This is a genomic window from Leeia speluncae (assembly GCF_020564625.1).
GTDB classification, from domain to species: Bacteria; Pseudomonadota; Gammaproteobacteria; order Burkholderiales; family Leeiaceae; genus Leeia; species Leeia speluncae.
Window position 1 is genome coordinate 1 of the sequence record NZ_JAJBZT010000008.1, and the last position, 20,250, is coordinate 20,250.

16 protein-coding genes are annotated in these 20,250 nt (G+C 42.8%); 5 read left to right on the forward strand and 11 right to left on the reverse strand.

All coding sequences use genetic code 11. The annotated features are described in order from the left end of the window. Positions 1-59: 59 nt before the first annotated feature. From LIN78_RS13685 to LIN78_RS13725, 9 genes are all read right to left on the reverse strand, one after another. Complete coding sequence (locus tag LIN78_RS13685; RefSeq protein ID WP_227181404.1) at positions 60-1,649, reverse strand: ABC transporter substrate-binding protein; 1,590 nt, start codon at positions 1,647-1,649, stop codon at positions 60-62. A gap of 196 nt (positions 1,650-1,845) precedes the next feature. Further along, a complete protein-coding gene (nosR, locus tag LIN78_RS13690) occupies positions 1,846-3,195 on the reverse strand; it encodes a response regulator c-di-GMP phosphodiesterase, NosR family (RefSeq protein ID WP_227181405.1) in 1,350 nt (449 codons plus the stop codon). A 6-nt stretch (positions 3,196-3,201) separates the two neighbouring features. Beyond that, complete coding sequence (locus tag LIN78_RS13695; protein WP_227181406.1) at positions 3,202-4,029, reverse strand: HDOD domain-containing protein; 828 nt, start codon at positions 4,027-4,029, stop codon at positions 3,202-3,204. Further along, positions 4,026-4,823, reverse strand: a complete 798-nt coding sequence (locus tag LIN78_RS13700) for a response regulator (protein ID WP_227181407.1) — start codon at positions 4,821-4,823, stop codon at positions 4,026-4,028. The genes LIN78_RS13695 and LIN78_RS13700 overlap by 4 nt, the downstream gene beginning before the upstream one ends. A 10-nt stretch (positions 4,824-4,833) precedes the next feature. Next, positions 4,834-5,370, reverse strand: coding sequence for a response regulator (locus LIN78_RS13705; protein ID WP_227181408.1), 537 nt, complete (start codon positions 5,368-5,370; stop codon positions 4,834-4,836). Then, on the reverse strand, positions 5,363-7,360 hold the full coding sequence (locus LIN78_RS13710) for a PAS domain S-box protein (RefSeq protein ID WP_227181409.1): 1,998 nt from the start codon (positions 7,358-7,360) through the stop codon (positions 5,363-5,365). Before LIN78_RS13710 ends, LIN78_RS13705 begins: the two co-directional genes overlap by 8 nt. A gap of 107 nt (positions 7,361-7,467) precedes the next feature. Beyond that, positions 7,468-8,115 carry a GntR family transcriptional regulator gene (locus LIN78_RS13715; RefSeq protein ID WP_227181410.1) on the reverse strand — a complete coding sequence of 216 codons (648 nt, stop codon included), beginning with the start codon at positions 8,113-8,115 and terminating at the stop codon, positions 7,468-7,470. A 113-nt stretch (positions 8,116-8,228) separates the two neighbouring features. Further along, entirely contained in the window at positions 8,229-9,584 is a 1,356-nt protein-coding gene (locus LIN78_RS13720) for an aspartate aminotransferase family protein (RefSeq protein WP_227181411.1), read from the reverse strand. Between the two features lie 17 nt (positions 9,585-9,601). Continuing rightward, entirely contained in the window at positions 9,602-10,939 is a 1,338-nt protein-coding gene (locus tag LIN78_RS13725; RefSeq protein WP_227181412.1) for a glutamine synthetase family protein, read from the reverse strand. 258 nt (positions 10,940-11,197) lie between these two features. On the opposite strand from LIN78_RS13725, the gene LIN78_RS13730 reads away from it, so the two are divergent. Both LIN78_RS13730 and LIN78_RS13735 read left to right on the forward strand, forming a co-directional pair. Then, positions 11,198-11,377 carry a hypothetical protein gene (locus tag LIN78_RS13730; RefSeq protein WP_227181413.1) on the forward strand — a complete coding sequence of 60 codons (180 nt, stop codon included), beginning with the start codon at positions 11,198-11,200 and terminating at the stop codon, positions 11,375-11,377. A gap of 134 nt (positions 11,378-11,511) precedes the next feature. Continuing rightward, on the forward strand, positions 11,512-13,833 hold the full coding sequence (locus LIN78_RS13735; protein ID WP_227181414.1) for a LysM peptidoglycan-binding domain-containing protein: 2,322 nt from the start codon (positions 11,512-11,514) through the stop codon (positions 13,831-13,833). On the opposite strand, the gene LIN78_RS13740 is transcribed toward LIN78_RS13735, so the two are convergent. Next, positions 13,830-14,507 (reverse strand): TetR/AcrR family transcriptional regulator, encoded by a 678-nt coding sequence (locus tag LIN78_RS13740; protein ID WP_227181415.1) that lies wholly within the window; start codon positions 14,505-14,507, stop codon positions 13,830-13,832. The two genes, LIN78_RS13735 and LIN78_RS13740, sit on opposite strands and share 4 nt — an antisense overlap. A 190-nt stretch (positions 14,508-14,697) precedes the next feature. Between LIN78_RS13740 and LIN78_RS13745 the strand changes: the two genes are divergently transcribed. Together LIN78_RS13745 and htpG are read left to right on the forward strand one after the other, a co-directional pair. Beyond that, positions 14,698-15,129, forward strand: coding sequence for a MerR family transcriptional regulator (locus tag LIN78_RS13745; protein ID WP_227181416.1), 432 nt, complete (start codon positions 14,698-14,700; stop codon positions 15,127-15,129). A gap of 78 nt (positions 15,130-15,207) precedes the next feature. Continuing rightward, entirely contained in the window at positions 15,208-17,118 is a 1,911-nt protein-coding gene (gene htpG, locus LIN78_RS13750) for a molecular chaperone HtpG (protein ID WP_227181417.1), read from the forward strand. A gap of 71 nt (positions 17,119-17,189) precedes the next feature. On the opposite strand, the gene nudB is transcribed toward htpG, so the two are convergent. Further along, entirely contained in the window at positions 17,190-17,633 is a 444-nt protein-coding gene (gene nudB, locus LIN78_RS13755) for a dihydroneopterin triphosphate diphosphatase (RefSeq protein ID WP_227181418.1), read from the reverse strand. A 247-nt stretch (positions 17,634-17,880) separates the two neighbouring features. On the opposite strand from nudB, the gene LIN78_RS13760 reads away from it, so the two are divergent. Beyond that, complete coding sequence (locus LIN78_RS13760) at positions 17,881-20,151, forward strand: NADP-dependent malic enzyme (protein WP_227181419.1); 2,271 nt, start codon at positions 17,881-17,883, stop codon at positions 20,149-20,151. Positions 20,152-20,250: the final 99 nt, after the last annotated feature.

Here is a 20,250-nt window from a genome sequence, read left to right on the forward strand (position 1 = left end):
GGTTCATTATCGAAACTTGGTTGCATGAGTAAAAAGGCCGCTTTCGCGGCCTTTTTACATTATTTCAGTACAACCGAGCTAATATCTAACCGTCCAAACGGGCTCACTTTAAATCCACTCACGTTTGGGGTTGTCACCGCTGCATTGAGTGGGTGCGCTAGCGGAATCCATAGCCCTTGGTCACGAATAATCTTTTGAGCAGCAACATACAATTTTGTACGGGTAGGGATATCCGCTGTTTTTTGACCATCTTGAATGAGCTTTTCTAGTTGAGGATCGCAGTAGCGTGCAAAGTTAGTGCCTGATTGCACCGCGGCACAACTAAATTGTGGGGTTAAGAAATCATCTGGGTCTCCGTTATCGCCAACCCAACCCATAAATAGCAGGTCGTGTTCACCGGCTTTGCCGCGTTTGATTAGCTCACCCCATTCCAACGTTTTAATTTCTGCTTTAATACCAATTTTTGCTAAGTCTGCTTGCAGTAGTTCTGCACCCGCCTTTGGATTTGGGTTGGTAAAGGCTGAACTGCTTCTTACCCAAAGTGTAGTATCAAAGCCATTTGGAAACCCTGCTTCAGCTAACAGCTTTTTCGCTTTTGCTGGATCATAAGGATAATCTGGCAGATCTTTTGCATAACTCCATGTGCTTGGTGGGTATGGGTTATTCGCAGAAGTAGCTGTACCGTTAAAGACCGTTTTTAGATAGGTATTCTGATCGAATGCCAGGTTGATCGCTTGTCTAACTTTTGTGTTATCTAACGGTTTGTGTTGGGTATTAATCGCTAAAAATGCGGTACCAAATGAACTTGTGGTAACAATTTTTACCGCTTTATCTGCTTGTAAGCCTAACCATTCCTGAGGCTTTGGTGACAAGGCAATTTGGCATTCATTCGCTTTTACTTTTTGAACACGTACTGCGCTATCTGGCGTAATGGCTAAAATGAGCCTATCTACATTTGTTTTTTTACCAAAGTAAGAAGGATTGGCGACATAGCGTACCACCGCATCTTTCTGGAATGATTTCAGTACAAATGGACCGGTGCCAATTGGTTTGCTATTTAATTGGATTGCATTGCCAGATTTGAGTAGTTGGTCTGCGTATTCTGCAGAGTAAATAGAGGCAAATCCCATCGTCAACTTACCGAGGAAGGTGGCTTCAGGTTTCGATAATTCAAATCTGACGGTATTGTTGTCTACTTTTTTAATTGACTTAATTAAAGCCGGTAATTGAAAGGATTGGGCATGTGGAAATCCATTCGGGCCGACAATCTTGGCCCATGGATGATTTGGATTAATCATTCTTTCAAATGAAAAAATCACATCATCCGCTTGTAATAGTCTTGTCGGTTTAAAGTAGTCTGTCGTTTGGAAACGTACATTTTTTCTTAAATGAAAGGTGTAATTTAAACCATCAGCACTGACTTCCCAACGTTCTGCAAGGCTTGGTACTACCTTACTTTTAGTAGCGTCAAAATCGACTAAGCGATTAAAAATTAGATCTGCAGAGGCGTTGGTAGTCGTTAATGAGTTGTATTGCACCACATCAAAGCCTTCCGGGCTTGATTCTGTGCAAATAGTAAGTGGTTTTGCAAATGCAGCAGAGGAAAGGCTAAAAAGGGCAAGGCTAATTGCGGTGATACGGAGTCTCATTCTTTGGATTCCTATCAATGATAATTGGATGACCGATTCACTGAAATGATCGGATTGAGTAATGAATATTTTATAGGCTAATGAATGTAACGCAAAGAACAGAATACGAAATGCATATTCCATTTGGCAAGAATAGTTGAGGAAAGTTTGATAAAGAGGAGAAGGCTCCTCTTTATCAAATATTAGAAATAGCGAATTACGTGGGTTTAACCGGTTGTGAATAAACGGTAATCGTAAAGGTTTTGCCTTCCGTTCTCTCAAATTTTTGAATTTGCAAAATCTGAGGCTGGGTTAGCACATGATCATGTGATAGCAGTAATACACCATCAGGTGTTTTCAGATCATCCGCTAGTTTCATTCCCGGTTGTAAATCTGCTGAGCGAATAATCTTTGTACCGGCTGCGAGTAAGGCATCTGGTTCTTGAAGAACTAGCTCAAATATTGCAACCACGGAAGGATCGTAACGGACTTTCTTATTTTTTTGTAAAAAGGCGAGTGCATCTTCAGGAGATAGCGAATGGCCAATGAGTGTCCCATTTCTGAGTGATTCGAAATCACTCACCACTGCTAAAATTCTCGCCCCAATAGGTATATTTTCTCCTGCTAAGCTATCAGGGAAGCCTTTTCCATCATATCGTTCGTGTTGATGGCGAATTAACTTTGCTGGGTTAGTCATTTGCTCGATCGGCATTAAGGCCATTTGTGCCTTTTCAGGATGCGTAGCAAATACTAATCGTTCTTCGGGTGTTAGTTGGTCAAATGGTTTTTTCAGAATTTCGTCTGGTAGGCTGATTTTTCCAATGGCATGGAGCAACCCTGCGATCATTAGTTCTTGTGCTTGCGCCTCGCTCAATTGCATTTTTCTCGCAAGACGACGGCCAAGTTCGCCAACACGATTCGCATTACCCGCCATTGCTCCTTCTCGCATTTCTAAGAAATTGGAGAAGACTTTAAGCATGGTAAAGAAGTTCTTTTTCAGCCTTTCTTGGGCATTTTCCAAGAACAAAACAGTTTGTCTCAGCTCTTCAGTTCTTGCATTGACCTCGCGCTCTAAATTCTCGTTTAAATGACGAAGTTTTTCATTCTGCGAATGGGTTAATGCTTCTAACCGAGCTTTTTCTTTTTCTAATTGTTGGTACTCTAACGCTTGAGCAACCGTGTGGAGTAAGTCTTGTTCTTCCCATGGTTTGGATAAATAACGATAGACCCCACCATCATTAATGGCGGCAATCGTAGAGGAAAGCTCTGAATAACCGGTTAGAAGAATGCGTAACACATTCGGCCAGCGTGTTTTTACTTGTTTTAAAAACTCAGCGCCAGTCATATTTGGCATTCTCATATCAGAGATAACCAAATCTACGGATTCTTCTTCTAGAATGCTTAGTCCCATTGCACCGCTTTCTGCTGTCAGGATACGATATCCGACAGGGCGAAATAACCGGCGAAGAGAGGACAGAATATTTACCTCATCGTCGACAAGTAAAATGGTAGGAACATTTTGTTCCTGACTTGCACCAGCAGCGGTTTCTGGTACTAAGGTTTCCATGATCCTTTACTCCATTAAAATGGCATCAACTTGATGACTAATCACTTCTAACTGATTTTTCCAATTAGCCATTTTCTCTTGGTCTAATCCAAGAAAGCGAATTAAATCCCCCGGAAGTTGATCAATCGGAGAAAACGTTTCTGCAGCGGTTGGACAGGTGTAGTATCCCACCAACTCTTCAGCACAAAATACAACGCCAGCGACCGGTCCAATGGTTGCTGCTTCACCCACATGATGACTTTTAATCGCCTGAATGATCGGCTCTGGGAAATGCCAGTTTAATGCTAATTGTGAGCCTAATTCAGTATGATCAAATCCAAAGAAAGATTGCTCCTTCGCTAAAATCCCTGGGCCGTGGCATTCCTCATGAACCAAGCTCACAAATTGATCAGGGAATTCTGTAAACAGTACTAACGTACCAACATCATGCAATAAGCCCGCAACAAAGCTAATCTCTTTCTGACAGCCCGTTTTTTCGGCCAACCATTCTGCACAATACGCAATCATCAGATTGTCTTTCCAAAAGTGCATTAAGTCCTTTTGATCTTTTGCTTGCTGGCTGAGTGAAATACTAATAGCTAGTTTTTTCACGGTGCTCATGCCTAATACCAGTATAGCACTTTGAATACTGGCTACTTTAGACGACATCCCAAAGAATGAAGAATTAGCGAGCTTTAGCAATCTGGCGGATAAGGCGGGATCATTTCCGATTTGATGCGCTAAAGTTTCTAATGTGGTTTCTTCTTTGTCCAACTGTTGAATTAAGGAAATAATCACATGTTGCGAGCTAGTCAAAATCTGCTGTTGTTGGATGATTTCATCAATCGTTTTCATGATGAACCCTCCATGGGATCTGGCATGAGTACAAATAATCTTCCTCTAACCGATTGTTCGGTATGGGCTAAATCTTGTACCTGTACCCAAATTTTTTGCTGATTAATCATGATGGCGCTAGATTTTGCATTACTTTCCAGAGAAAGCATCTCTGAAGGTAATAGGGCGTCCGCTGATTGACCCGGCATGCTAATTTGGTTGAATATTTTTTCTGCACTCAAATTGGCTAATACAATATCGCCTTCCATCGAAACGCCGATTAAGCCAACCGGTAAGCTCTCAATAATCGCTTGCGTGGTTTCTAATGCTTCTACATTTATTTTGTTAAATTGCTCACTTAGCATCAGTTGCAATTCAGCTTGGGTAGATAGCAGCTCATTTGCTTCTAACAAGTCTTGTTGCAAAATCTTGTTTTGGATCAGAATGTCATGAATTCGAAATGCATCCGTCACGGTTGCACGTAAAAAGTCATCATCCCAAGGCTTGGTAAGAAATTTATAGATAGAGCCTTCATTAATCGCATCGGTGACCGATTTCAAATCGGTATAGCCAGAGAGAACAATCCGAATACTATCTGGGCAAATTTCTTTTGCTTTGGCTAAAAACTGTACGCCAGTCATGCCTGGCATCCGTTGATCAGAAATAATGACCCCGGGTTGATGGTCTTTTAAGATCTCAAGCCCCGCAGCCCCGCCAACAGCACGATGAATCTCATACCCATCTTGCCTTAGTAATCTATACAAGGCGGAAAGGATATTTTCTTCATCATCAACAAGAAGAATGGTCTGAGCCATTTTCGTTTCCTCAGGTGTTCTGTTGTTTTTCAACAGGGAGATTAGAGCTATCTAGGATGATATTTTCTGCATGAACGGGGGAAATATCGCCTGCTGTTTCAAAGCCCGCTAATAGTTTGCGCATTTCATCCGCTAGATTTTTGTTCTCTCGTTTAATGGTGATATCGGCTAAAACCTCTAAGACATGAGTAATTAACTCTACATCATTCCATGGTTTTGTCACAAAACGGCTAATACCCACTTCGTTGATTGCCCTTAAAATTGCCTGCATATCTGCTTGTCCAGACAAAATAATCGATGCAGTTAAGGGCTGAATCAGGTTTAGATTTCTTAAAAAATCGACCCCATTCATTTCCGGCATCCGATAATCCGAAATCACTAAATCAATTGGATGCGTTTTAGCGTAGGTGAGTGCCTCTACTGGCGAATCAAAAATATCCAAGCTAATTTGAAAAGCAGATTGATCTGCTTTGGTTAAAAAGCTTAGCTCTCGTTTAACCGCATGGAGTACATTTTTTTCATCATCAACCAGAATGACTTTATGCATTTTCTACTTCTCCTTCGGCTTCTTGTATATTCACTTCACGTTTGATGGGTAGATGAATCGTAAAGCAGGTGCCCACGCCCACTGTACTTTCTACATCGATATGGCCGCCGAGTTTCTTCATAATGCCAAAGACAAGAGACAAGCCAAGGCCAGTGCCTTGACCAACTGGTTTAGTGGTAAAGAAGGGTTCAAAAATTCGTTTGAGATTTTCTTCCGAGATGCCATTGCCTGTGTCTCGAATAGATAACCACACATGCTGATCATCTTTTATGCCGCTACTAATGGTAATTGTCCCAAAACTATCCATGGCTTGCGCTGCATTGACTAAGATATTCAGGAATACTTGGTTTAATTGGGATGGAATGGTTTCGATGCTAGGTAGTTCGGCATAATTTTTAATGACTTCCGCTTTGTATTTAATTTCATTCCAAACCACATTCAGTGTCGAATCCATCCCCTTGTGAACATCTACTACTAACCATTCTCCTTCATCTACATGAGAAAAGTCTTTTAGGTCCTGCACGATATGTTTAACACGTTGGATACCATCTTTTGATTCAGTGAGTAAGGCGGAAATGTCTTCCAATAAAAATTCTAAATCGACAGTCTTTTTCGCTTTCACTAAGGAGGCTTGAATGTCTGCTGGCAGTTGTTTCTCCGCCTCTTGGTATTCATCAATGAGCTTTTGAATATCCAAGAAATACTTGCCTAAAGTATTGAGATTGGAAGCCACAAAGCCGGTTGGGTTGTTAATTTCGTGCGCAACACCGGCTGCTAGCTGACCAATCGCTGCCATTTTTTCAGACTGTAACAGTTGGCTTTGTGTATGTTCCAATTGCTGGATTAACTTACGTTGCTCTTCTTGTTCTTTTAGTAGTTTCTTCTCGGCTTCTTTACGTTCGGTAATATCTCGAATCACCGCTACCGCATGCCATTGGCCATTACGCTGAGTTGAGGTAATCGATACTTCCACAGGAAAGGTTTCCCCTTGGTTATCTCTTGTGATCACCTCTACCGTTTTGCCTACTAAATTGGCCGAACCTGCTAAAGTAAGATCAATCCCCGTTTCTTTTTTGTTCCCTGTATCTGGTTGAATCAGGTCATTCAGTATCCGTCCCAGCGCTTCAGATTCGGTATACCCAAAGATGTTGCTAGCAGCAGGGTTCCATAACTCGATTTCGCCTTGTCCATCCATCATGATAATGCCGTCTAAAGCACTCTGAATCACACTCGATAACATTGCTCTCGAATCAATTAAGGCGTGTTCAGCACTTTGGCGCTCCAGCACTTCTTCAACCAAGGAGGCTTGAGTTTCTTTTAACTCTTTAATCAAATTATCTTGTTCTGCTTGCCTTGCCAATAATTCAGATTCCGCATGTTTGCGGGCAGAGATGTCTCTTAACATCATCTGCAGCATAAAACCTTCTTCTAAATGCATATTGTTGACGACCACTTCGGCAGGGAACCGGCTGCCATCCATTTTTTGAAATTCAAACTCAAAGCGGTGCCGCCCCTTACGGATGCAAGTCTTTAATTCTTTTAGGAATTTTGTGAAAGAATGACTACCATCTGGTTGATGTCTTGGGAAAAAATCTTTTAATTTTCTATTCAGTAATTCGCCCGATTCTTTCGCTGCAAACATAGATTGGGCAGCATGATTCACTTCTGCTACACCGTGGCGATTAATCACAAAAACGCCATCTAAATTAGAAAGAAACAGCATTTCAAATCGCTCGGCCATTTGCCAGATTTCCATCTGGGCCTGTTCTCTTTGTAATTCGGCTTCTGCTTTTTGTTGTTCTAGCGTTTTTTGCTTTAGGGCGAGTTCATCGATATGCCGTAGTAAGACATACACGCCACCCCAAATGAGCACCGTAAAGACAAGCAAGAAGAAAAGGGACTGGCTAACCGCGCCAATTAAGACATTTAAGATTAGCGATAATAAAATGATGACTAAATGATTAGCGGAGAGGTGCGATGGCAAACGCATGAGACGTCTCCTTTTAGGTATTTTTTCGTTCTCCATAGTTTTACTCTAGTAAACCCAATGGAAAAGTCAAAAAAAGCCATCAAATGAGACGCTTACATCAAGTTAGTCTACTGACAGATACTCTTTAAGTATTGTGCGGCATAAAAAATATCCCGCTCAATTGCTCGTTTAACGCCTGCAGGATAGTTTTGCTTTAATGCGGTCATTACTTCTGCGTGCGCATCATTCAACCCTTTTGCAAACTTAGGATCTTCAAATAGACGATTGGAAATTGGTCCAACTTGTAGCCAAACAGTTTCGATCAATTCAAGTAATAGGGGTGAGCCACTGGCTTTATATAGAATCAGATGAAAAAGCTCATTCGCATCCAAATAGGCTTTTGCGTCTAGTGTTTCTAATGCTTTGCCCATTTCCACACAAAGAGAGACAAGCGTTGCTCTTTCAGTCTCACTAATACGATGCGCACCTAATTCTGCTGCTTGCCCTTCAAGCATCATGCGAACTTGCAAAACATCTTCAAATTGAGCTTTATTGAGTGCTGGTACCGTCATGCCACAATTGGGAATATTCACTACCGCATGTTCTGCCGCCAAGCGTTGAAGTGCGGCGCGAACGGGCATTTGGCTGACACCTAATTCATCTGCAATGGTTTTGATTTTTAGCCGATCTCCGGGCAAATATCTGCCCACGGTCAACCATTGTCTAACCGTTTGGTAAACGTGATCTTGAATGCTATCCGCTTCATTTGTTTTCATAGAAAATTTGGATGAAAAATGGGCTATATATCGGTCGCGCAGAGTCTAGCGGTTTATGAAAAGCTTTGCATCAAAAAAAGCCCACTAAGTTTAGGTTTAGTGGGCTATCTAGACTAGCAAATTGCCGAGATACATTCTTCAAACGTTTGTGTTAGTCGATCCACATCATGTTCCGTGGTATCTGGGCACACTAAAATCATATTGTGAAACGGTGTGATGAGTAGCCCTCTATTTAGTAAGTAAAGATGAATAATATGTTCAAGCTCAGGAATTAATATTTTATCTGCCTCACTGCCATTTTTGGGCGGTGTATCGGTAAACTGGAATTCGGTTCTTGCGCCAATTTGTGTCACACACCAAGGTAGATTGTGGTTTTTAATCGCTTGATTTAGTCCTTTCTCTAATCGCGTTGCCAGCGTAAACATGTATTCATAAGCAGCGTCTGTCATGACAAATTCTAGATTTGCGCGCATGGCAGACATCGCTAGCATATTGGCCGTTAATGTCGTGCCTATGCCGCTATGTCCGGTCGGTGCATTCCGTTTTGCTGCTTCGGCCTGATTTGCTAAGGCTTGGCTAAATCCATAGACAGCACAAGGAACGCCGCCGCCAACCGGTTTCCCCACAACCAACATATCAGGCTGTAAACCATAGGCTTTTGTATAGCCGCCAGGTCCGGTACTAATCGTGTGGGTTTCATCAATTAATAATAAGGATCCATACTTTTTGATGATATTTTGCGCTTTCTGCCAATACCCGTCTTTAGGGAGCACCATACCAATATTGGTCATGGCTGGTTCGGCTAAAACGCAAGCAACATCACCTGCTGACAGCGCTTCTTCTAATGCTGCCAAATCATTAAATTCAACGACTTTAGTAAACTGGGTAAGATCGTATACTTGGCCAAGCAAGCTGTCTCGTTGTGTGGGAACACCATCAATCAAATCGACGAATACATCGTCTACTGTTCCATGGTAGCAACCATTAAAAATCAAAATTTTAGATCTACCAGTGGCTGCTCTTGCCCAGCGGATGGCAAACCGGTTGGCATCCGTTGCCGTCATCGCAAATTGCCAAAAGGGGAGACCAAAGCGCCTTGCTAATTCAGCCCCCACCCAGGCTGCATCTTCTGATGGCAACATGGTGGTAAAGCCTTTTTCGGCTTGTGCAATTAATGCTTTGGCGACAGGTTCTGGTGCATGTCCAAACATTGCACCCGTGTCACCTAAACAAAAGTCGACATAATCATGTCCATCTACATCGGTAAAGCGCGCTCCTTTAGCGTGAGAGACAAATAAAGAGAAGGGTGTAGACCAGTCATTCATCCAATGAAGCGGCACACCAAACATTAAATGTTTGGCTGTTTCTTGCGATAACGCTTTCGATTTTTGCATACGACTAGCAAAGCTCGCTTTTTCTGCCTCAAATAACTGACGAGCTTTATCCCAATTAATACCAACAGAAGTCATATTCATTTTCTACTGTCTCACACATGGAGTTGTAAATGTTCGCGTTCCCAGGCAGTGATGCCTTTTTGGAAGGTTTCATATTCTTTCTCTTTTACCGCACAAAAAGCTTCTACAAATTGCCGACCGAGAACTTCCGAGAGTTCCTCGCAATCCAGCATCGCAGACACTGCATCATCCAAGCTTCTAGGAAGCTCATAATCCAGATCATATGCACTGTCTCGCATCGGTTCCGACGCTTCTAAGCCTTCTACCATGCCTAAATAACCACACGCTAAGGTTGCCGCCATGGCTAAGTAGGGGTTCACATCAACCCCGGGGACACGATTTTCTAATCGCCGAGCTTCTGGGTCAGAGTTGGGAACGCGAATACCACAAGTTCGGTTGTCATAACCCCAACGGACATTAATCGGCGCAGCGGTAAAGCGAGATAATCTTCTGTAAGAGTTCACATATGGCGCAAACATAGGCATGGCATGCGGCATGTATTTTTGTAGACCAGCAATATAATTAAAGAAGAGGGGGCTTGCGGAACCATCATTTAAAGAGAAGATGTTTTTCCCTGTTTGGTTATCCACAATACTTTGGTGAATATGCATGGCACTGCCGGGTTCATGCTCCATTGGTTTTGCCATGAAGGTGGCAAAAATATTGTGACGATAAGCAGTCTCTCTGACGCAACGTTTAAACAGAAATACTCGGTCTGCCAAATCTAGCGGATCGCCATGAGAAAAGTTAATTTCCATTTGGCCTGCGCCAACTTCGTGAATTAATGTTTCAACGCCTAATTCCGCCTCATCACAAAAATTTGAAAGATCTTGGAAAAAAGGATCGAACTCGTTCACCGCATCAATAGAAAAAGACTGACGCCCAACTTCTGTCCTGCCTGCCCGACCAACAGGCGGTCTTAATGGCTCATGCGGATTATTATTTTGTGCGATGAGATAAAACTCCATTTCCGGTGCAACGACTGGTTTCCAGCCTTTGTCGTTATAAAGCTTAATAATTTTGCGCAATACTGCACGAGGGGAGAGGGCGACTCCTCTGCCGTCAAAATCAACACAATCATGAATCACCACGGCAACGGGTTCAATTGCCCACGGCGCTTTCCGAATGGTAGCTGCATCGGGTACGCAGACCATATCTGGGTCACTAGGGCCAACAAATCGATCTAAATCGGCAAATTCGCCATTGACCGTAATCATTAACACGGCCTTAGACATCTTCATGTTGTCTTCTGCAACAAAAAGATTTTTTGGCACAATTTTGCCTCTAGCAATGCCTGTCATATCGGGAATAACACATTCTACTTCATGAATTTGATGTTCTTGTAAAAACTGCTTGAGCGATGCTTCCATGATTCACCTAATATTTGATCAAAAAATTGGTTTGATCAAGAAAGCTATGTGCCTCCTGAAGCTGCTTTTTTCGCATTAACAAACTTTTTCATCTCAATATACTCGATACGCACTGTTTTTACTGTAACCAACATTTGATCAAATTGCAAATTTGATCAAATGTGTAAATGAGGGCAATAGCAGTGTTTGATCGAAATCAGAGTGGCGCACTACAAAGCATGATATGCTGCATTGCAATATGACTAAGGGGTAAATAGGATGGCTGCTAATCGCAAAAGAACAATTTGTGATCCAAACGGTTATTGTCCTGGCGTACGTTTGATGGCAAAGCTCTATAGGGCTTGGGATGTCAGGAATAGCGCCGGAAAAGTGGGTGAAAACAATGCAACAAATAAGGCTAAATCCACAGAATCTGCAGCCACTTCAAGCAAGGGTTAAGGCTTGAATATAAAGGATTTCTTCCATTCGCATGAAATATGCCATTGTAAAGAATGACAAGATGTCTTGACTCAAATTCTTACGCCACTTAACATGCGGCGATCCGTAATTATTTTCAAAGGGCAGGCCGCCGCATGACATTTCGCTCCCTGCTAGTACCAGCATCATTATTGCTTGTTACTGTTAATGTCCACGCCACAGATGTGGTTCCTGAACAAGACATCCAGCCTCCTGCGCCTATTGAGCATCGTCTCATTCCTCATAACTACCGTGTAGTGGGGGAAACTGACAGCGTACTAAATAACGCACTCCAAGATGATTTATGGGAACGTATTCGTGCTGGCTTTCAAATGCCATCTTTAGATGCGCCGATTGTGAAAGATCACGAAGCATGGGTCATAAATCGTCCAGATTATTTAAAACGAGTGACAGGCCGTGCTCGTCGCTATCTTTATTACATTGTTGATGCGCTAGAAAAGCGTGGCATGCCGACTGAATTGGCTCTGTTGCCTATTGTTGAAAGTGCCTACAACCCCACCGCTTATTCACCAGCACATGCATCTGGTTTGTGGCAATTCATCCCCTCTACCGGCAAGACTTATGGATTAGAGCAAACTTGGTGGTATGACGGCCGTCGCGATGTTGTCGCGGCAACGGATGCTGCGATTAACTACTTTGACTACCTCTATAGCCTTTTTGGTGACTGGAACTTGGTACTTGCATCCTATAACTGGGGTGAAGGTGCTGTTGGACGTGCGGTGCAGAAAAACCGTGATAAAGGTTTGCCGACTGATTTCATGAGTCTCAATATGCCTGCTGAGACGAGAAATTACGTGCCTAAACTCATGGCATTAAAGAATATTATCTCAGACCCATCTGCGTATGGCGTTAAGCTAGATCCTATTCCAAACCGCCCGTACTTTGTCACTGTCGCGCCAAATCGCCATATTGATACCAAACTTGCCGCTCAACTAGCGGATATGACTGTTCAAGATTTTACAGATTTAAACCCAGCGTACACAAAGCCTGTCATTGCGAGTAAAGATACTAGACGTATTTTAGTGCCCGTAGATAAAGCCGATAGTTTTTTAACTCGATTAGCAAACTATGATAAGCCGACTTTATCTTGGCAGGCCTATGGTACGCGCAAAGGCGAAAAGCTAACTGATATTGCAGATTCGCATGGCATCAGTTTAGATGAGCTGCGCAAATATAATAAACTTTCAACAAAAACCAAGGTAGCAACGGGCCAAATTTTGCTCGTACCCATGTCAGATGATGATAACAACCCACTGGCATTAGCAAGCGCGGCGCCAACATTGGCAAAGCCAGTCCCGTTAAAAACACAACGAAAAGGATTTAAGCCTTCTCTAGTGCCTGATCCTGCTGTTACTACTCCTGCCGTTATTGCGTTACAAGAAAAAGGGCAAATTGCTCCCGCTGTTACAGTGAAGGAAGAGCCTAAAACAAAACCTACAAGGGTATCTGTACAGGTGCTAGCGGCAACAAAGCCTGCAGAGCCTTCTACAAATGTGGTTTCTGTTACAAATACGGATAAGAATGCGGTAAGTAACACCAACAATAGCGCCGTTACTTTGGCTTCAACCAGTACCAATAAAGTGGAAAAGGGTAGTGTAAGCAAGAATTCAAATTCACCGGTTGTATTAAGCGACAGTGGAATGATCAGACCCGTTGCGAAAAGTGAATCGAAATCTGGTGGCATTATCATGGCGGTTGCCGCACCAAATAATGCAGGTATAAATAACCCGTCTAAAACCAGTATTTCTGATGGCAAGCCAACTGCTGATAATATCAATATGAACAATATGGGGGGCGTGCAAACAGTCGCTTACTCTTCAAGCTCATTAAGTGATAATCAAGCCAACACCGTTCCAAAAGCTGCGGATGTGAAATCAGCAGATGCCTTAGTGGTAGGTAGTCCAGATAATACTTCTGCAAACCAAATTGCAATGTTGCAACTAGACCAGAAAGAATTGCCACCTCAAAAATCAAAGGCTGGCGAGAAAAATTTAACGGTTGCTACAAGTTATACTGTTGTCCAAGGCGATACGTTATATAGCATTGCGAAACGCAATAATCTGACGACCGATGAGTTGGTTAAATTAAATAAGTTGGATGGTCATGGCATTCAACTCGGTCAAGTATTAAAGCTTTCAACTGGTAATCTTGCACAGGCTAAATCAGATAGTAATAAAAAAGAAGAAGACAGTAAGCCGTTAAGCGCTAAAGATAAAGCGAAGTTAGCAAACGAGTCTCATAAGCAAGCTGAGCGTGAAAAAGAGAAGTCGACTGTATATACCGTGAAACAAGGAGATACCCTGTATAGCATTGCTAGAAAGTACAAGGTAACGCCTGTTGAATTGAAAAAGTGGAACGATATCCCCAAAACTTTGCAGCCTGGGGATAAAGTGAAAGTGCTAATTACAAAGAGTTAATCACTTTGTAATGGAGTATTGGTGGTGTTGCTGCTGTAGCCTTTGCACAATGCCATCACGCTTTTTTCCGCTTCTTTTTGGAAGTTGACGCGTAGATTTCCAAGTTCTAGCAAGTCAAGTAAATCCCTAACTGCTTTCGTCGGGTTAGCTCTTTCCCATAAGCCTACTGTTAGCGCGTTTAATGCTAAGAGTAGGTGACTGCCTTCACCTGGTGTAATGCCAGTAATTTTCTTGTCCAACCAGCCACCACAGGTAATCAGCTTAGCAGCTAATAGTTGTTTGAACTCTAAGGTCTGGTTGAGTTCCGAAGCCTCTTCAAGCATCTTATTTAGAATACTTGCCATTGGAAGGTAGTGAGGGTTGCTATCATGGTAGTTCAAAATCCATCTCGCCAGTTTTTCTGGCGTTAGATCGCCACATTCAGCAAGGAAGACTTCAAGACTATCCCAGTAGGCAGTGGAATGGATTGTCACTAGGTGAAAATAAATTTCTTCGCGCGAAGCGAAATATAGATAAACAGTACCTTTAGCTAACCCCGCTTTTTCAGCAATATCATCTACTTTTGGTAGTTGATATCCACCCAAAAAAAGCTCTAAAGCAGCTTGAAGAATAGTCTGTCTTTTGACGATCTTAGAGGATTCGTCTCTTGCCCGTTTTTGCACTTTCGAATTCATGGTCGTTCCGGAAACTGAAATTCTTTTTTTGTATTTAAAATTTTATGTCCAATTTTAATTTGTAGCAGATATTTTAAGAAAGTCTAGAAAAAGTTTTTAAATTATTTCATTTTTATGTGATTGCGATAAAATGCAAATTGACGCTTACGTAATCGTGATGCGAATTCCTTATTGGTAACTGAGGTGAGTCATGGTCGATTTACATCATAATACGAAAAAACTCTTTACGATCTCTGATTTATCAAGAGAGTTTGATGTAACTACAAGATCGATACGTTTTTATGAAGATGAAGGGCTGCTCTCTCCTGAAAGAGTGGGGCGGAATCGATATTATTCTCCTAAAGAACGTGTCAGATTGATGCTATTGTTAAGAGGTAAGCGACTAGGTTTTTCTCTCTCAGATATCAAAGAGTTGTTTGATATCTATGATGCACCTGGCGAAGAACCGAACGCATTAGCCCATTCGATTCGCTTACTGCAGTCGAGAAGGACATTACTAGAACAACAGCGCAAAGATATTGATGCCGTTTTAAAGGAAATCAATAGCTTTGAACGCCAGTGTAAAAAGACATTAACGGCAATGGGAGGGCTGGAATTGTTAAATTCTAACAATTCCGCATAAAAGAGGGCTTGAAACATGGCGGCCCGCCCCTATCTCCTGTGGGTCAGTTGTTAATCCGTTAAATGGAAGAGTAGACAAATGAGCAGCAATAAAGAAACCCTAGGATTTCAGACAGAAGTTAAACAGCTTCTAAAACTCATGATTCATTCTCTTTATTCGAATAAAGAGATTTTCCTTCGTGAGTTAGTGTCAAATGCATCAGATGCAGTGGATAAATTACGCTTTGAGGCGATTGAGCGTAGCAGTCTCTTAGCGGATGATCCTGAACTGAAGATTTCTATCTCATTTGATGCGGAAAAGCGTACGCTAACCATAGCCGACAACGGTATTGGAATGAGTCGTTTAGAAGTCATTAATCACATTGGTACTATTGCCAAGTCTGGTACAAAAGAATTTTTCGAGAAGCTATCTGGTGACTCGCAAAAAGATTCTAATTTAATTGGTCAGTTTGGTGTGGGGTTCTACTCTGCCTTTATTGTGGCAGAAAAAGTTACGCTCACAACTCGCCGTGCGGGACGTCCTGCTGCTGAAGCAGTTAGATGGGAATCGCTAGGTGATGGCGAGTACACATTAGAAGATGTTGAAAAAACCGGACGTGGAACGGAGATCGTTCTTCATATGCGTGAAGGCGAAGACGAGTTCCTCAACGAATGGCGCTTGTCAGGCATCATCAAAAAGTACTCCGATCATATTTCATTGCCGATTCAGTTGCATAAACCAAAGCGTGACGAAAAAGGCGAGCTAACCGGTGAGCAAGAGGTCGAAACAGTGAACTCCGCTTCTGCCATTTGGACACGTAACAAGTCCGAAGTGACAGAAGAGCAATACATTGAGTTCTATAAGCATGTCTCTCATGACTGGGAGCCACCGCTAGCCTGGTCTCATGCGCGCGTAGAAGGCCGCCAAGAGTACACTGAACTTCTATATGTACCTAAACGCGCGCCATTTGATTTGTATGATCGCGATCATAAGCATGGCATTAAGTTATACGTTCGCCGTGTTTTCATCATGGATGACGCAGAAAAATTACTGCCAAATTATCTTCGATTCATGAAGGGGGTAATTGATAGCAATGATTTGCCTCTCAACGTTAGCCGTGAAATTTTACAGCACAGCAAAGATATCGATGCAATCCGCGCGGGTTGCGTGAAAAAGGTACTTGGCCTACTAGAAGACTTAGCAAAAGATGAGTCTGATGAAGGCAAAGAAAAGTATGCAACCTTCTGGAAAGAATTTGGTACTGTCTTTAAAGAAGGTATCGGTGAAGATTTTAGCAATAAAGAAAAAATTGCCAAACTTTGCCGATTTGCTTCTACATCGCTAGATAACGAAGATCAAGCTGTATCTCTAGATGCTTATATCGAGCGTATGAAAGAAGGCCAAGACAAGATTTACTATGTGACGGCCGACTCTTTCACTGCAGCAAAAAACAGCCCTCATTTAGAGATTTTCCGTAAGAAAGGGGTAGAAGTCTTACTGCTTTCTGATCGAGTCGACGAATGGATGGTGTCTTCACTGACCGAGTATGCAGGTAAAAAGCTTCAGTCTGTAACCAAAGGTTCTTTAGACATGGACGCGCTTGCTGACGAAGCAGAGAAAGCTGAGCAGAAAAAAGCGGAAGATGATCTAAAAGACGTGTTGGTGCGCGTGAAAGAAGTGTTAGGCGATAAAGTGAAAGATGTACGCGTTACGCATCGACTAACTGATTCTCCTGCTTGTGTGGTGGTAGATGACCAAGATATGAGTGGGCATTTAGAGCGCCTACTAAAATCGGTTGGCCAGCAAGTGAGTGGTGCAAAGCCGATTTTAGAATTAAACCCAAGCCATGCTTTGGTTAAACGATTGGCTGCAGATGGTTCAGATGACGCATTTAAAGAGTTGAGTTTGGTGTTGTTTGAGCAATCTTTACTGGCTGAAGGTGGTCAATTGACTGATCCTGCAGGCTTTGTAAAACGCGTTAACCAACTGTTTCTTTCTGGTTTGAACTAATCTGGCATCGTGCATCAAAGAAAAACGCCAGTTCTTCGGAACTGGCGTTTTTTTTTGTGTTTTTCTATCAATTAGGTATTTAATTTTTTACCTAATAATAAGATTGCTTCTCTATTGCTTGGTGAAAAAACAACCTCTGCAGCGGTCTCCCAATTTACCCATCGATAACTGATATGTTCTTTCGCCGCAAGGGTAACAGGTTTTGTTGTTGGCAATTTAAAACCAAAAACATGCTCGGTATTGGAGGTAACGCCTGGTGCGTAACGATGACGCCAAGTCTCATATATCTCGTATTGGTTTTGAATGTGCCAATTCGTTAATTCACCATCGTTAGGTGTAAACCCCGTTTCTTCCGCGAGTTCTCTTGCCGCTGTTTCCTCAATTTGCTCGCCGAGTTCGATGCTACCAGTCACAGACTGCCAAAAACCAGGTCGATCGGCACGTTCGATTAATAACACTTTAAGATCCGAAGTGTGTACCACGATGAGGGTAGAAATAGGTTGCTTGTAGGTCATATAACTAGTTTCTATTTTCGAATAATGACTTTTTTGAAGATTTTACCTTGTTGTTTTGCTGTCAGCGGAATATTTTTAGGCTAGACTAACTTTCTTACCTATATTTGGTAGATCGCTGGTTTTTTACTGATATTTTCTAGGCAAAATATCTCAGTCGGTTATAATGCTTGGCTAGAAGAAAAACGAGCGATAGCGACTTCTAGCGAAGTCGTTCCCCCCCACGACAATCAAAAATGCAGGAGCTAGCATGGATGAAGAGTTGCGCAAAAGCGCACTGGAATATCACCGTTACCCAACCGGCGGAAAGATCCAGATTTCCCCAACCAAGCCAATGATGACCCAGCGCGATCTAGCGCTAGCGTACTCACCAGGTGTTGCAGCAGCATGTGACGCCATCGTCGAAGATCCAAATGAAGCAATGACATTGACCGCTAGGGGTAACCTAGTTGCCGTGATTTCTAACGGTACTGCGGTATTGGGTCTTGGTAATATTGGCCCATTGGCTGGTAAGCCAGTCATGGAAGGTAAGGGCGTTCTCTTTAAGAAATTTGCAGGTATCGATGTATTCGATATTGAAGTAGATGAAAACGATCCTGATAAATTGGTCGACATCATTGCTGCATTAGAGCCAACTTTTGGTGGTATTAACCTTGAAGATATCAAGGCACCAGAGTGTTTCTATGTTGAGCAAAAACTTCGCCAACGCATGAAGATTCCAGTCTTCCATGACGATCAGCACGGAACGGCGATTATTACTGCGGCGGCAGTTTTAAACGGCTTGCGCGTAGTAGGTAAGGAAATCGGCAGTGTAAAACTAGTTACTTCAGGTGCTGGTGCAGCTGCTGTAGCTTGCTTGGATCTTTTGGTGGCGTTAGGTGTAAAACAGGAAAATATTCTTGTTTGTGACTCTAAAGGCGTGATTTACAAAGGCCGTGACGAAAAGCTAGATGCTTCTAAAGCGCGTTACTGCCGTGAAACCGATGCGCGCTCGCTAAAAGACGCGATTGCGGGTGCCGACATTTTCCTAGGTCTATCAGGTCCTAAACTAGTTACCCAAGACATGGTTCGCAGCATGGCTGACAAACCATTAATCTTGGCGTTGGCTAACCCAGATCCTGAAATCTTACCGCCATTAGCGAAAGAGGCTCGTCCAGACGCAATTATTTGTACTGGCCGTTCTGACTTCCCTAACCAGGTAAACAACGTACTTTGCTTCCCATTTATCTTCCGTGGTGCCCTAGATGTTGGCGCAACGACAATTAACGAAGAAATGAAGCTAGCGTGTGTTCGTGCAATTGCAGATTTGGCAATGGCAGAACAAAGTGATGTGGTTGCCTCTGCTTACGCAGATCAAACCCTATCATTTGGCCCAGAATATCTAATTCCAAAGCCATTTGATCCTCGCTTGATTATTAAGATTGCGCCAGCCGTTGCGAAAGCAGCGATGGACTCTGGCGTGGCGACTCGCCCAATCGCCGATCTAGATACCTATGTAGAGAAACTGACACAGTTTGTTTACCGCACAAATATCTTCATGAAGCCAGTATTCGCGGCTGCGAAAAAGGCGAAGAAACGTGTGGTTTACGCAGAAGGTGAAGATCAGCGCGTATTGCATGCGGTTCAGGCTATTGTGGATGAAGGTTTAGCACAACCAATCTTGATTGGTCGTCCTGCCGTTATCCAGCAGCGTATCGAAAAGTTAGGTTTGCGTATTCGCCCGGGTGAGCATTTTGAATTAGTGAACCCAGAGTACGATCCGCGCTATCGTGATTACTGGTCTCTATACTATGACATCATGCAACGTAAAGGTGTCACTGTTGCGGATGCTAAGCGTGAAGTGCGCCGCCGTGTGACTATGATTGCCGCATTGATGGTTCGCCGTGGCGATGCAGATGCAATGATCTGCGGTATGATGAGCCATCATCATAATCACTTGCAGACCATTCAAGATGTAGTGGGTTATGCACCTGGCGCAAAAACCATGGCAGCAATGAATGCTCTCATTCTGCCAACCGGTAACGTCTTTATTGCGGATACCTATGTAAACCATGATCCATCTGCAGAACAATTAGCAGAAATTACGATCATGGCTGCCGATAGTATTCGTCGTTTTGGTATCGTTCCTAAAGTAGCTTTGTGCTCTCACTCTAGCTTCGGTAGTATCGATTCTCCTTCTTCTCTGAAAATGCGTAAGGTCCTTGAACTAGTTAATCAACTAGATCCAGAACTAGAAGTTGAAGGTGAAATGCACGGTGACGCTGCATTGAGCGAAACGGTTCGTCAGATGACGTTCCCGAATTCTCGCCTAAAAGGTGCGGCTAACTTGTTGATTATGCCAACACTAGATGCGGCTAACATTTCATTTAACTTGTTAAAAACAAGTGTAGATGGCGTGACCATTGGCCCAATCTTGCTAGGTGTAGATAAGTCTGTTCATATCTTGACGCCAACTGCATCTGTTCGTCGTATTGTGAACATGACTGCATTGGCAGTAGTGGATGCAGTAGCAAAAGGCTAATCTAGCTTAGTCTGGCGCATTGAAAAACCCCAGCTTGCTGGGGTTTTTTATTTTCATTTTATGAAGACAAGGCATGATGGAATCTTATACTTCCGTTAT